This is a genomic window from Leifsonia sp. EB34, from assembly GCF_041260585.1.
Lineage (GTDB): Bacteria > Actinomycetota > Actinomycetes > Actinomycetales > Microbacteriaceae > Leifsonia.
On sequence record NZ_JBGCCV010000001.1, the window covers coordinates 1,425,880 to 1,438,762 of the forward strand.

10 protein-coding genes are annotated in these 12,883 nt (G+C 69.1%); 2 read left to right on the forward strand and 8 right to left on the reverse strand.

Going from position 1 to position 12,883, the window contains the following annotated elements:
• Nucleotides 1-30: 30 nt before the first annotated feature.
• The 8 genes from ABIA36_RS06870 to ABIA36_RS06905 form a co-directional block, all read right to left on the reverse strand.
• Complete coding sequence (locus ABIA36_RS06870; RefSeq protein ID WP_369961537.1) at nt 31-2,067, reverse strand: bifunctional aldolase/short-chain dehydrogenase; 2,037 nt, start codon at nt 2,065-2,067, stop codon at nt 31-33.
• Nucleotides 2,068-2,124: 57 nt separating this feature from the next.
• The gene (rhaI, locus tag ABIA36_RS06875; protein WP_369961538.1) at nt 2,125-3,288 is read right to left on the reverse strand and encodes an L-rhamnose isomerase; all 1,164 of its coding nucleotides are present in this window, start codon (nt 3,286-3,288) and stop codon (nt 2,125-2,127) included.
• A gap of 23 nt (nt 3,289-3,311) precedes the next feature.
• Nucleotides 3,312-4,595 (reverse strand): MFS transporter, encoded by a 1,284-nt coding sequence (locus tag ABIA36_RS06880; RefSeq protein ID WP_369961539.1) that lies wholly within the window; start codon nt 4,593-4,595, stop codon nt 3,312-3,314.
• Between the two features lie 81 nt (nt 4,596-4,676).
• Nucleotides 4,677-4,994, reverse strand: coding sequence for an L-rhamnose mutarotase (locus ABIA36_RS06885; protein ID WP_369961540.1), 318 nt, complete (start codon nt 4,992-4,994; stop codon nt 4,677-4,679).
• A gap of 251 nt (nt 4,995-5,245) precedes the next feature.
• On the reverse strand, nt 5,246-7,531 hold the full coding sequence (locus ABIA36_RS06890; RefSeq protein ID WP_369961541.1) for a family 78 glycoside hydrolase catalytic domain: 2,286 nt from the start codon (nt 7,529-7,531) through the stop codon (nt 5,246-5,248).
• A 61-nt stretch (nt 7,532-7,592) separates the two neighbouring features.
• Complete coding sequence (locus tag ABIA36_RS06895) at nt 7,593-8,426, reverse strand: carbohydrate ABC transporter permease (protein ID WP_369961542.1); 834 nt, start codon at nt 8,424-8,426, stop codon at nt 7,593-7,595.
• On the reverse strand, nt 8,423-9,370 hold the full coding sequence (locus ABIA36_RS06900; RefSeq protein ID WP_369961543.1) for a carbohydrate ABC transporter permease: 948 nt from the start codon (nt 9,368-9,370) through the stop codon (nt 8,423-8,425). The genes ABIA36_RS06895 and ABIA36_RS06900 overlap by 4 nt, the downstream gene beginning before the upstream one ends.
• Nucleotides 9,371-9,441: 71 nt before the next feature.
• Nucleotides 9,442-10,764 carry an ABC transporter substrate-binding protein gene (locus ABIA36_RS06905; protein ID WP_369961544.1) on the reverse strand — a complete coding sequence of 441 codons (1,323 nt, stop codon included), beginning with the start codon at nt 10,762-10,764 and terminating at the stop codon, nt 9,442-9,444.
• Between the two features lie 315 nt (nt 10,765-11,079).
• On the opposite strand from ABIA36_RS06905, the gene ABIA36_RS06910 reads away from it, so the two are divergent.
• Nucleotides 11,080-12,090, forward strand: coding sequence for a LacI family DNA-binding transcriptional regulator (locus ABIA36_RS06910; protein ID WP_369961546.1), 1,011 nt, complete (start codon nt 11,080-11,082; stop codon nt 12,088-12,090).
• 117 nt (nt 12,091-12,207) lie between these two features.
• Nucleotides 12,208-12,876 (forward strand): nucleoside/nucleotide kinase family protein, encoded by a 669-nt coding sequence (locus tag ABIA36_RS06915; RefSeq protein ID WP_369961547.1) that lies wholly within the window; start codon nt 12,208-12,210, stop codon nt 12,874-12,876.
• Nucleotides 12,877-12,883: the final 7 nt, after the last annotated feature.

Sequence of the window (12,883 nt, forward strand, 5' to 3'; positions counted from 1 at the left end):
CGCACGGCCCTGTTCATCGCACGGCCCTGTTCATCGAAGGAACGCCGCCGCGACGCCCGCATCGACGGGGATGTGGAGTCCGGTGGTGTGGTCGAGGTCGCTCGTGCAGAGCACGAACACGGCGTTGGCGACGTGCTCCGGGAGCACCTCGCGCTTCAGCAGGGTGCGCTGGGCGTAGTACTGGCCCAGCTCCTCCTCCGGCACGCCGTAGACCGCGGCGCGCTTGGCGCCCCAGCCGCCGGCGAAGATGCCGGAGCCGCGCACGACGCCGTCGGGGTTGATGCCGTTGACGCGGATGCCGTGGTCGCCGAGCTCGGCGGCCAGCAGGCGTACCTGGTGGGCCTGGTCGGCCTTCGTCGCTGAGTAGGCGATGTTGTTCGGGCCGGCGAAGATCGAGTTCTTGGAGGAGATGTAGACGATGTCGCCGCCGAGCTTCTGGTCGATCAGCACCTTCGCGGCGGCACGCGAGACGAGGAACGAGCCCTTCGCCATGACGTCGTGCTGGAGGTCCCAGTCGGCGGTCGTGGTCTCGAGCAGCGGCTTCGAGATGGAAAGACCGGCGTTGTTGACGACGAGGTCGAGGCCGCCGAACGCGAGCAGCGCATCCTGGATCGCCGCGTCGATCGCCTTCTCGTCGGTGACGTTCGCGGCGACGCCGAGCGCCACATCAGCGTTGCCGATCTCGGCCGCCGCCGCCTGCGCCTTCTCCCGGTCGAGGTCGGCGATGACGACGCACGCGCCCTCCGCCGCCAGCCGGGTGGCGATGGCCTTCCCGATCCCGGAGGCCGCGCCCGTGACGAGCGCGATCCGGCCCGCGAGCGGCTTGGGCTTCGGGAGGCGGGCCAGCTTGGCCTCCTCCAGCGCCCAGTACTCGATGCGGAACTTCTCCGCCTCGTCGATGGGCGCGTACGTGGAGAGCGCCTCGGCGCCGCGCATGACGTTGATCGCGTTGACGTAGAACTCGCCCGCGACGCGCGCGGTCTGCTTGTCCTTGCCGTACGAGAACATCCCGACGCCCGGGATGAGGACGATCGCCGGGTCCGCGCCGCGGATCGCGGGAGACTCGGGCGTCGCGTGCCGGTCGTAGTAGGCCTGGTAGTCGGCACGGTACTGCTCGTGCAGCTCCTCCAGCCGGGCGACCGAGTCCTCGATGGACGCGTCCGACGGGAGGTCGAGCACCAGCGGCTTGACCTTGGTGCGCAGGAAGTGGTCCGGGCAGGAGGTGCCGAGCGCCGCGAGCCGCGGGTGCTCGGCGGAGGCGAGGAAGTCGAGCACCACGTCGGCGTCCGTGAAGTGCCCGACCTGCACGCGATCGGTGGAGGCGATGGCGCGCACGTACGGCGCGAGCGCGGCCGCCTTTGCGCGGCGCTCGGCCTCCGGCAGCGGCTCGTAGCCGGCGGGCGGCGCACCGAACGGCTCCGGGCGACCGTTGGCTTCGATGTAGTCGGCCGCGGTCTGGATGATCCACAGCGAGTTCGCCTCGGCCTCCTCGCTGGTGTCGCCCCACGCCGTGATGCCGTGGCCGCCGAGGACGGTGCCGATCGCCTCGGGGTTCGCCGCCTTGATCGCGGCGATGTCGAGGCCGAGCTGGAAGCCGGGCCGGCGCCACGGCACCCACACGACGCGGCCGCCGAAGATCGTCTCGGTCAGGGCCTCCCCATCAGCCGCGGTCGCGATCGCGATGCCGGAGTCCGGGTGCAGGTGGTCGACGTGCGCCGCATCCACCAGGCCGTGCATCGCCGTGTCGATCGACGGCGCCGCGCCGCCTTTGCCGTGCAGGGTGTAGTCGAACGCTGCGACCATCTCGTCCTCGCGCTCCACGCCCGGGTAGACGTTCTGCAGCGCCCGCAGCCGGTCGAGGCGCAGCACCGCCAGCCCCGCCTCCTTCAGTGTGCCGAGGTCGCCGCCCGAGCCCTTCACCCACAGCAGCTCGACGGGCTCGCCGGTCACCGGGTCGGTCTCCGTGCCCTTGGCGGAGGTGTTGCCGCCGGCGTAGTTGGTGTTCTTCGGGTCGGCGCCGAGGCGGTTCGACCGGGCCAGGAGGGCCGCGACGGTCTCGTTCGTCATTCTGCGTGGTTCCTTCGGTGGGAGGTCTGCGAGTGGATGCTGCGGGAGGCTGCCGGCTCAGGCGCCCCAGCCGGCCTGGGTGCCGCCGACGCGCTCGGTCTCGATCTTCTGCTGGTAGCCGGAGGCCTTGTAAGCGGCCATCGGGTCGGCGGGGAGGCCGCGCGACTCGCGCCAGGCGGCCAGGTCGGCGCGCACGTCCGTGTTGAACGCGTCCATGAACACCGTGTTGGCGGCGAGCACGTCGCCGGCGGCCTGCGCGGCGGCGAGCGCCTCCGTGTCGACCAGGAGTGCCTTGGCGGTCGCCTCCTGCACGTTCAGCACCGAGCGGATCTGGCCCGGGATCTTCGCCTCCAGATTGTGGCACTGGTCGAGCATGAAGGCGACTTCCGGGTTGGCGTACCCGCCGCCGCGGATGACCTCGAACACGATCCGGAACAGCTGGAACGGGTCGGCGGCGCCCACGATCAGGTCGTCGTCGGCGTAGAAGCGGCTGTTGAAGTCGAACGAGCCGAGCTTCCCGAGGCGCAGGAGCTGCATCACGATGAACTCGATGTTCGTGCCCGGCGCGTGGTGGCCGGTGTCCAGGCACACCATCGCCCGCTCTCCCAGCGCGGCGGTCTGCACGTAGCTGGTCCCCCAGTCCGGAACGTCCGTGTGATAGAACGACGGCTCGAAGAACTTGTACTCCAGCACCAGCCGCTGGCCCTCGCCGATGCGCTCGTAGATCTTCGCGAGCGAGTCGGCCAGACGGTCCTGCCGGGCGCGCATCGAGTCCTGGCCCGGGTAGTTGGTGCCGTCCGCGAGCCAGATCTTCAGGTCGCGCGAGCCGGTCTCGTTCATGATGTCGATGCACTCGAAGTGGTGGTCGATCGCCTTCTGGCGGATCCGGTCGTCCCAGTGGGTGACCGATCCGAACTTGTAGTCGTCGTCCTGGAACGTGTTCGAGTTGACCGTGCCGAGCTCCACGCCGTTGTCCTGCGCGTGCTTCCGGAGGTCGGCGTAGGAGTCCACCTTGTCCCACGGGATGTGCAGGGCGACCGTCGGGGCGAGACCGGTGTGCTTGTGCACCTGCGCCGCGTCCGAGATCTTCTCGAACGGGTCGCGCGCCGTGCCCGGAGTGCCGAACACCCGGAAGCGCGTCCCCGAGTTGCCGAACGCCCAGGAGGGCAGCTCGATCGCCTGCAGCGCGAGCTGCGAGCGGATGTCGTCGGTGAGGGTCATGGTCTCCCTTTCGGTCGGGCTGTTCATTCGTGGACCTCGGTCGCAGGCTCCCTCGGCGCTGGGGTCGCGGCATCGCTCCGCGCTGCCCCTGAGCTCCACCGCGCATAGCGCTCCCCTTCGATCTGCCGCAGCGACTTCCCCTGAGTGGCCGGAGCCCAGATCACGCCGATCAGCAGCGCGACAGCGAGGAAGCCGATGAGGATCAGGCCGACGGTCGGCACGCCGCTGCTGGCGAGCAGCACCGGGAACACCGAGCTGAGCAGGCCGACGGCGATGCGGGCCGCGAAGAACAGGACGCCCTGCGCGCTCGCCCGGTACGGCGTCGCGAACAGCTCGGCCGTCCACACCCCGTAGAAGGCCTGTGCGCCGATGCCGGAGGCGATGCCCCAGGTGATCGCGAAGGTCAGCAGGGTCGGGAGGCCGGGAGGCGCGAACACGAGGACGAACCACGCCACGATCCCGAGCACCGCGCCGATCCCGTAGAGGATGCGGCGCGACATCCGGTCGGCCAGCCGCATGAAGCCGAAGTAGGTGGCGGCCACCGTGCAGCCCCAGACCAGCACCTGCAGCAGGTCCTGCTCGACCGCGCTGTGCACGCCCGCGGCCGCGTAGACGCGCGGCATGAAGATGCCCGCCTGGCCGGCGACCAGGTTCCAGAACCCGTAGACGCCGAAGAGGAACAGCAGCGCGGTGATGTTCACGCGCTTGGAGAACAGGGAGCGCATCCCGCGGCCCGAGGCGGCCGTGGAGACGGCGCCGGTCTGGACGTCCGTCCACAGCTTCGACTCGGGCAGGCCCTGGCGGACCCACCAGACGATGCCGGCCACCACGAACAGGTGGAAGAAGATGATCCGGCTGCCGAGCAGCCCGAGCGGGGCGAGCGCGGCGGCCAGGGCGAAGCCGATCAGCGGGCCGATGGACCAGGCGAGCTGCGCCATGCCGACGTGCTTGGCGCGGGCGTGGTCGGGCGCCTGCTCGGCGATGTAGGTCCAGGAGGCCGGGACTCCCGCGCCGACCGCGATGCCGGTGATGAGGAACGCGGCGAACAGCATCCCCTCGTTGACGGCGAACACCGCGAGCAGGACGCCGAGCATGTAGAGCAGCAGGTCGTAGGTGTAGATGAACTTGCGGCCGAGCCGGTCGGTGAGCGGTCCGCCCAGGATGGCGCCGATCGCCGCGCCGAACGCGTTCGCGCTGAAGGCGGCGAGGATGCCGACGAACCCGTCGGTCAGGTGGAACTCGGCCTGCCAGAACCCGAGGCTGGTGGCGATCGCGATGATCGACCCCGACTCGATGTAGTTGCTCATGGCGACCGAGCTGGTGGCCCGCCATCCGGTGGTGCTGCTGCTTCCGACTCTCACGTCTCTGTCTATCCCTTGCTTCTCTGTTCAGTCGAGGTGGAAGTACTCGTCCAGCCGCTTCATCGCGCTGTCCGGAGCGGTCTCCTCCGCGAAGAACTCGGCCATCGTGGCCTGCCAGCGCGCGTTGACCTCGCGCTGGTTCATCGCGGCGATCGCGCCCTCGAAGTCGTCGGTCTCCAGGACACCGACGACGAGCGCTTCCTCCCGGTCGACGAAGAGGGAGTAGTCCGACCAGCCGGTCTCGCGCAGTGCGTCGAGCATCTCCGGCCAGACGGTCTCGTGCGCGGCCAGGTAGTCGGCGACCCGCTCCGGCTTCAGCCGCATCGTGAAGCACACCCGTTCCACGTCAACTCCTTCGTCGCTGTGTTCTCGTCATTGATGGTTGTGAATCGATTCAAGTTGAATCGATTCAAAGAATAGCACGTCCCGGAAGAGCCGCAACCCCGGGCGCGTCAGCGCTTGTCGAAACCTCGGTCGCAGGCTCCCTCGGGGCTGGGGTCGCGGCATCGCTCCGCGCTGCCCTTGAGCTCCACCGCCCACGCGGCGCGACGCCGAGCAGAGGCAGCCGCGCCGCATGGTCGATCACTCCCCGCCGGTCAGCGCACAGCGCCCACGGACGCGGGAAGCTCCGCGGTGACCGAGACCGGCCCGCCGCTCAGCCGCTGGTCCTCACGGCCCGGGAGCCGCAGGATGCCGTCGACGCCCTCCGGGAGCTCGGCGTCGACCGTCAGGAGGTCGCCGTCGAGGCTCCAGCGCACCGACACCCGGCCGTGCCGGGTCTCCAGCGAGGTGGACGCCTCGGTGAGGCCTCCACCCGGCTGCGGCGCCACCAGCACCGACGCGTAGCCCGGCGTCAGCGGAGCGAGGCCGCCGACCACCCGGTGCATCCAGTCCGCCACCGCGCCGAGGGCGTAGTGGTTGAAGGAGGTCATCTCGCCCGGGTTGATGGTGCCGTCCGGCAGCATCGAGTCCCAGCGCTCCCACACCGTGGTCGCGCCCATCGTGACCGGGTAGAGCCACGACGGGCATTCCTTCTCCAGCAGCAGGCGGTAGGCGACGTCGGTGTGGCCGGTCTGCGTCAGCGCGTCCGCGATGAACGGCGTGCCGGCGAAGCCGGTGGAGATGCGGTAGCCGGCGTCCGCCGCGAGCTCGGCGAGCCGGTCGCCTGCGAACTGCTCGTCGGCCGGGTCGAGCAGGCCGAACACGATCGCCAGCGAGTACACCGTGGTGCAGTCGCTCAGCACGACGCCGCCCGAGACGTACTCCCGGTTGAAGGCGGCGCGGAGGTCGGCGGCGTGCGCCTCGAACTCCGCGTGCTCCGCCGTGCGGCCGAGCAGCGCGGCGGTGTGGGCCAGGATCTGCGCCGACCGGTACGCGCACGCGGTCGCGACGACGCCCTTGTCGGCCTTCGCCTTCGCCGGGTCCTCCGGCGGGGCGTCCGGGTCGAGCCAGTCGCCGAACTGGAAGTTGCCGTCCCAGACGCCGGCCGGCGAGAGCAGCGACTTCACCCGGCGCACGTGCGAGGCCATCGAGTCGAACTGCCGCTCCAGCACCGCGGTGTCGCCGTACGCCTCGTAGAGATCCCACGGCACCCAGACAGCGGCGTCGCTCCACAGCGCGGTCGTGTCCGGCTTGCCGAAGGACTCCGGGTGCGGCATGTACTTGAGCACGTCCGGGATGACGAAGCCGACGATCCCGTCGTTGTGCCGCTGCTCCAGGTCGAGGTCGACCAGCCAGTCGGAGAGGAACGCGTCCACGTCGTAGAGGTACGCGGCGGTCGGCGCGAACGCGGCGATGTCGCCGGTCCAGCCCAGGCGCTCGTCGCGCTGCGGGCAGTCGGTGGGCACGTCGACGAAGTTGCCGCGCATCCCCCACACCACGTTCTCGTGGAACTGGTTGAGCAGCGGGTCGGAGCTGGAGAACTCGCCGATCCGGGTCAGCTCGGAGCCGATCGCGATCGCCGTCAGGTCCTCCGCCTTCAACTCGCCCGGCCAGCCGGTGACCTCGGCGTAGCGGAAGCCGTGGAAGGTGAAGGTCGGCTCGAACTCGTCCACGCCACCCGAGAGGATGTAGCGGTCGGTCGCCTGCGCGCTGCGCAGCGGGCGCACGCCGAGCTCGCCGTGCTCCAGCACCTCCGCGTGCCGGATGGTCACCTCGGCGCCCGCCGGTCCCTGCACGCGCACCTTGATCCAGCCGACCAGGTTCTGGCCGAAGTCGATCAGCGTCTTGCCCGACGGGGAGGTGCTGATCTCCTGCACCGGGAGGGCCGCCCAGCGCTTCACGGCCGGGCCGATGTACGGCTGCAGCTTGGCGGTGTCGAACTCGATCGCGTGCGTGCCGGTCCAGCCCTCGCCGGCGAAACCCTGCAGCTTCCAGGCGTCGTCGCGCAGCCGGGCGTCGATGGTCTCGCCGTCGTAGAGGTCGTTGGCCAGCACCGCGCTCGGCCCGCTGGCCCATGCGCCGTCGGTGACGACGAGTTGCGTGCTGCCGTCGGCGAACTCGACCTCGAGCTGCGCGAACGCGCCCTGCGCGTCCCCGTACCAGGAGCCGCCGCCCGTCCAGCCGAGACGTCCGCCGAACCAGCCCTTGCCGAGCGCGAGACCGAGCACGGTCCCCTCCTCCGAAGAGCTCGCCTCCACCAGCGCCGTCACGTCGTAGGTCGCGTAGCGGAGGCGCCACTCGTAGCTGCTCCAACCGGGCGTGAGCAGGTCGTCCGAGACGGGCCGGCCGTTCAGCCAGGCCTCCACCACCCCCTGCGCGGTGAGGGTGAGCGTCGCGCGGGCGACGGCGCCGTGGCCGCCCTCCAGCGCGAACTCCCTGCGCAGCAGCGGGGCTCCGTCGAAGGCCTGGTCGGCGGCGATCATCTGGGCGTGCCAAGTCATGTTTTCGCGTCTTTCCGTTTCGTGTTCGGTTTCGGTGTTCGTTGTCGGTGCGTGGAGGCGCTCAGCCCTTGATCGCGCCGCTGGTCATGCCGGCGACGATCTGCCGGTTGAAGAAGATGTAGGCGACCAGCGGCGGGATGGTGATGAGCAGGATGTCCATGAAGAGCAGGTTGTAGAAGCTCAGGTTCTGCCCGGCGAACGTGTAGAGCGTGGTCTGGACGGTCGCGTTGTCCGACCCGGGCAGGAAGTACAGCGGCCCGGCGAAGTCGTTGAAGACGAACACCGACTGCACCACGATCACGGTCACGATCACCGGCTTCAGCAGCGGCAGGATGACCTGGAAGAACAACCGCACCCGGCCGGCGCCGTCCAGCACCGCCGCCTCGTCGAGCTCCCTCGGCACGGTGTTGAAGAACGCGCGGAACAGCAGGATGCAGAACGACAGCCCGAAGGTGGTCTCGATCAGGATCATGCCCGGCATGGTCTTGTAGAGGCCCGTCCCCTGCAGCACCCAGATCGTCGGCACCACGGCGGGCGGCACGATCAGACCGGCGAGCACGAAGAAGTTGACCACCGGCCCCCACTTGCTGCGCTTGCGAGCGAGGACGTAGCCGGCCATCGCCGACAGGATCACCATGAGCGCGACCGATCCGACGGTGAGGACGAACGAGTTGAGGAATGCCCGCCAGATGAGTCCGTCGTTGCTCTGCAGCACCGCGATCAGGTTCGGGAAGAACGACCACTCCTTCGGCCAGGTGAAGGCCAGGCTGGAGGCGTCGTCCGGGGTCTTCGACGCCTGCAGCACCACGAAGGCGAACGGCACGAGGAAGACGACGACGGAGACGAGGATCGCGACGACGCCCACGATCCAGGCGCGGACCTTCGTGCGGGTCACAGCTCCACCTGCTTTCTGTTCAGGACGTACGACAGCGGCACCATGATCAGCGTCACCACGAGGAAGAGGACGACGTTGCCCGCCGTCGACAGGCCGTAGAACCCCGCCTGGTACTGCTTGTAGATCACCGACGCGAGCACGTCACTGGTGAAGCCGGGGCCGCCTCCCGTGGTCGCCCAGATGATGTCGAAGGAGCGCAGCCCGCCGATCAGCGACAAGATGATGACCGTCGCCGTCGCGCCGCGCGAGAGCGGGATCGTGATGCGGCGCAGGATGTTCCAGCCGCCGGCGCCGTCGATCCTGGCCGCCTCGTAGTACTCATTGGGGATGGCGACCATGCCGGCCATGAAGATCAGAGTCGCGATGCCGACGCCCTTCCAGATGTCGACGCCGGCGATCGTGTAAAGCGCCAGGTTCGGGTCGGTGAACCAGCCCGGCTGCGGGAGGCCGAAGAAGCCGAGCACCGCGTTGACCATGCCGTGGAACGGGTCGAGCAGCGACTTCCAGAGGATGCCGACGCCGATCGTCGACAGCAGCACCGGGAAGAACACCACCGCCCGCAGATAGCCGCGGCCCACGACCGGGGAGGTCAGCAGCAGCGCGAGCAGGAAGCCGAGGATCACCTTCACCCCCGAGGTGAGCACCGCGTAGATGAGGGTGTGGATGAAGCTCGTGTAGAGCTGCGGGTCCTGGAAGAACTGCACGTAGTTCGCGAACCCGATGAACTGCGAGTCGAACAGCGACCACCGAGTGAGCGAGAAGTAGAAGGAGGAGATCGTCGGGATCGCGAAGAAGATCGCGTATAGGACGAGCGCTGGGATGAAGAACCAGGTCGGGTAGGCCGACCGCATCCGGCTCTTCTGGGGTCTGTTCTTCGCCGAGGCCCCCACCTCGGTGATGATGTCGGCCGCTTGGGTGGCGGTCACGGGGCTTGCCGTCGACATTGTCTGCTCCTCGTCGAGTCTTCTGGGGGTGTGGTGTCCGGGCCGGCGCCGCAGCGCCGGCCCGGACGGGCTCACCAGCCCTTGATGCCGAGCTGCTGGGCCTGGGCCTTCACATCCTGGTCGTACAGGGCCGCACCCTGCTGAGCGGTGGAGATGCCGGAGCCGACCTGGATCAGGATCTTCTCCAGGTTCGGGCCCTTGATCGGCGACAGGAACTCGAGCGCGAGGCCGGTCTTCTTGTCGTCCTGGTACTTCAGCTCGTCCTTGACCAGCGCGGGGGCGCTGTCCGGGACCTTGCAGGTGCTGATCGCGAACGGGCCGGCGGGGGTGCCCGCGCTGTTCTGGATGTCGCAGCCGGTGGGCGAGTTGATGAACGCGACCAGCTTCTTCGCGGCCGTCAGCTTGTCGCCGGTGGTGGTCTTCGGGATGTAGGAGCCACCCGGCTCCCAGACGGTGGCGTGCGGGGCGCCCTTGTCGGTCGGAATCGCGAAGTAGCCGATGTCGTTGATGTTGGCGGGGTTGGACTGCAGCACGTTGCTGATGACGGCCGTGATCATCGGGTACTGCGCACCTTCGCCGGTCGCCAGCATCTTGAGGGCGTTGACGTTGGTGAGGGACGCGTAGTCCTTGTTCATCAGGCCCTTGTCGAAGACCTCCTGCGTGTGCGTGAACCCTTCGAGCGCCGGAGCCTTGGAGTACTTCGCGTTCGGCTTGTTCGCCGTGTACTCGTCCGCCCACTTCGGGTCGGCCGCGTTGACGTTGGCGAAGTCGCCGAGCACGAACAGCTGGCTGGTCCAGGTGTCTCCGTAGGACTGGATGACCGGGACGATGCCGGCGGCCTTGATCTTCTCGCTGTTGCTGATGAACTCGCTCCAGGTGGTGGGCACCTGCAGTCCGAGCTTCTCGTAGACCTTCTTGTTGTACATGATGCCGCCGTTGAAGGTGGTGCTCCAGGGCGCGCCGTAGACGCCCTTGCTGGTGCCGACGGTCTTCTTGAAGTCGCTCGTGAGGTCCTTCACCCAGGATTCGTCGGTGAGCGGCTGGAGCTGGGTGTCGGGGTGGAGAGCCTGGAAGAGCGAGCCGGAGTTGTAGAGGAAGACATCGTTCATCTCGCCGGTCGACAGGCGGGTCTTGACCAGGTTGTCCCCGTCCGTGCCGCCGGGGCGCGTCTCCACCTTCACCGTGATCGAGGGGTTGGCCTTGTGGAACGCGGTCGCCAGATCGTTGGCGAACTTGGTGCTCGCGGGGTCGTTGCCGCTGGCGAGCAGCGAGATGGTGGTGGGGCCGCCTGAGCCGGACGACCCGGACGAGCTGCAGCCGGCGAGGGCGAGCGCCGCGATGGCGATGCCGCCGAGCGTGGCGACGACCCTGGTCGTCGTCCTGCGAGAGAACATCAAATACCTCCTTGTATTCGGGACGCTTCCGCCCCTGGGTGTTCGGGGTGTTTTGAAACGCTTCACATGAAGATAAGTCCTGCGGCGGATTACGTCAAGAACCAATTGTGTCGATTCAGTAACGGCGACGGATTTCAGCTCTGAATCGTGCGTTCAAGTCGCGCCGTACGATCCATTGTTCCGATAAACTGGTCTTGATCTGGGCTTTCATCCGTGGGGTCGAAGGTCGGAATTGCTGCCGTTCTGCGCCGACTTGAAAATTGTTTCGATTCAATACGAGCATCCGTTACGATGACCGACGAGAGGGGAATCGCTATGGCTTCCGCAAGCGTCAAAGACGTCGCAGCACTGGCCCAGGTGTCGGTGGGGACCGTGTCCAACGTGCTGAACCGTCCCGAGATCGTGTCCGCCGAGACGGTCGAACGGGTCCACCTGGCGATGGAGAAGCTCTCCTACGTGCGCAACGAGGCCGCCCGCCAGCTCCGCCTGGGGCACAGCCAGGCGATCGGGCTGATCAGTCTGAGCGGCGCCAACCCGTTCTTCACCGACGTGGCCACCGCCGCCGAGAACGCCGCCGCCGACGCCGGCTACTCGGTGATCGTCGGCAACAGCACCGAGCGCCAGGACAGGGAGTCCGGCTACCTCAACCTCTTCGAGGAGCTCCGGGTGCGCGGCGTGCTGCTCTCCCCCGTCGGCGACCCGTCCGCGCGGCTGCGGCGGATGCGCGACCGCGGCATCCCCGCCGTGCTGGTCGACCGGGTCAGCAGCGACAGCACCTTCAGCTCGGTCTCGGTGGACGACGTCGCCGGCGGCGCGCTGGCCGCGACCCACCTGATCGAGACGGGCCGCACCCGCATCGCCTTCGTCGGAGGCCCTCTCGCGATCCAGCAGGTCGCCGATCGCCTCGCCGGCGCCCGCTCGGTCGTCGAGCGCCACCCCGGCGTGACCCTGGAGGTCGTGGACGTCGCGGCGCTCGACGTCCTGGAGGGCCGCCGCGCCGGCCAGGCCATCGCCGACCGGGCACCCGCGGACCGGCCCGACGCGGTCTTCGCCGCGAACGACCTCCTCGCCATCGGCCTCCTGCAGACGCTGTTCATCGACGGCTCGCTCGCGGTCCCGCGCGACATCGCGCTGATCGGCTACGACGACATCCAGTTCGCCGGCGCCTCGGTCGTGCCCCTCACCTCCATCCGCCAGCCGAGTCACCTGATCGGCGAGACCGCGGTGCGGATCCTGCTCGAGGAGGCCGAGAACCCCGAGCTCGAGCCACGCCGCGTGCTGTACCAGCCGGAGCTCGTGGTCCGGGCGAGCACCGAGCCCCGCTGATCCCGCCCCGACCCGCCCCCGCCCCGCCCCCGCCGCATTCGTCACGAATGTCGTGAAACGCGCTGCCATACGCCGAATTCGGGACGAATCCTGCGGCGACGCGTGCACAATGGCGGCATGGATCCCGACACTCTGCGCGCCGATCCGCGCACCCTCGCCCGACGCGGCCTCCGGCTGGCCGCGGGCGGCGGGCGCGCGCTGGTGGGGATCGTCGGCAGCCCCGGCTACGGCAAGACGACGCTCGCGCGTGCGGTGGTCGACGCCGCGAACGAGGAGGCCGGCGAGCCTGTCGCGGCCTACCTCCCGATGGACGGCTTCCACCTCGCCGACGCCACCCTGGAGTCGCTCGGCCGCCACGACCGCAAGGGCGCGATCGACACCTTCGACGGCTGGGGCTTCGTGGCGCTGCTGGAGCGGGTGCTCGCCGAGCGCGACCACCCGGTCTACGCGTCCGCCTTCGACCGCGCGGTCGGCGAGCCCATCGCCGGGAGCCTGGCCGTCCTGCCAGGCACGCGCCTGGTGGTCGTGGAGGGCAACTACCTGCTCGCACCCGCCGACCCGTGGTCGCGCATCCCGGCCCTGCTCGCCGAGTCCTGGTTCGTCGCGACCCCCGAGGAGGAGCGGATGCGCCGGCTGGTCGACCGGCACACCCGCCACGGCCGCACCCCGGAGGCCGCCCTCGCCTGGGCGCGCGACGTCGACGGCGCGAACGCCCGCCTCATCGAGCCGACCGCGGCGAGCGCGACACTGGTCCTGGACGGCGGACTCCCAGTCGGCGCTGCTTAGGCTGGGG

What these genes read in the sequence shown, in the direction of transcription:
- ABIA36_RS06870 (WP_369961537.1), bottom strand. Translation starts at nt 2,067, where the DNA reads ATGACGAACGAGACCGTCGCGGCCCTCCTGGCCCGGTCGAACCGCCTC.
- rhaI (WP_369961538.1), bottom strand. Translation starts at nt 3,288, where the DNA reads ATGACCCTCACCGACGACATCCGCTCGCAGCTCGCGCTGCAGGCGATC.
- ABIA36_RS06880 (WP_369961539.1), bottom strand. Translation starts at nt 4,595, where the DNA reads ATGAGCAACTACATCGAGTCGGGGTCGATCATCGCGATCGCCACCAGC.
- ABIA36_RS06890 (WP_369961541.1), bottom strand. Translation starts at nt 7,531, where the DNA reads ATGACTTGGCACGCCCAGATGATCGCCGCCGACCAGGCCTTCGACGGA.
- ABIA36_RS06900 (WP_369961543.1), bottom strand. Translation starts at nt 9,370, where the DNA reads ATGTCGACGGCAAGCCCCGTGACCGCCACCCAAGCGGCCGACATCATC.
- ABIA36_RS06905 (WP_369961544.1), bottom strand. Translation starts at nt 10,764, where the DNA reads ATGTTCTCTCGCAGGACGACGACCAGGGTCGTCGCCACGCTCGGCGGC.
- ABIA36_RS06910 (WP_369961546.1), top strand. Translation starts at nt 11,080, where the DNA reads ATGGCTTCCGCAAGCGTCAAAGACGTCGCAGCACTGGCCCAGGTGTCG.
- ABIA36_RS06915 (WP_369961547.1), top strand. Translation starts at nt 12,208, where the DNA reads ATGGATCCCGACACTCTGCGCGCCGATCCGCGCACCCTCGCCCGACGC.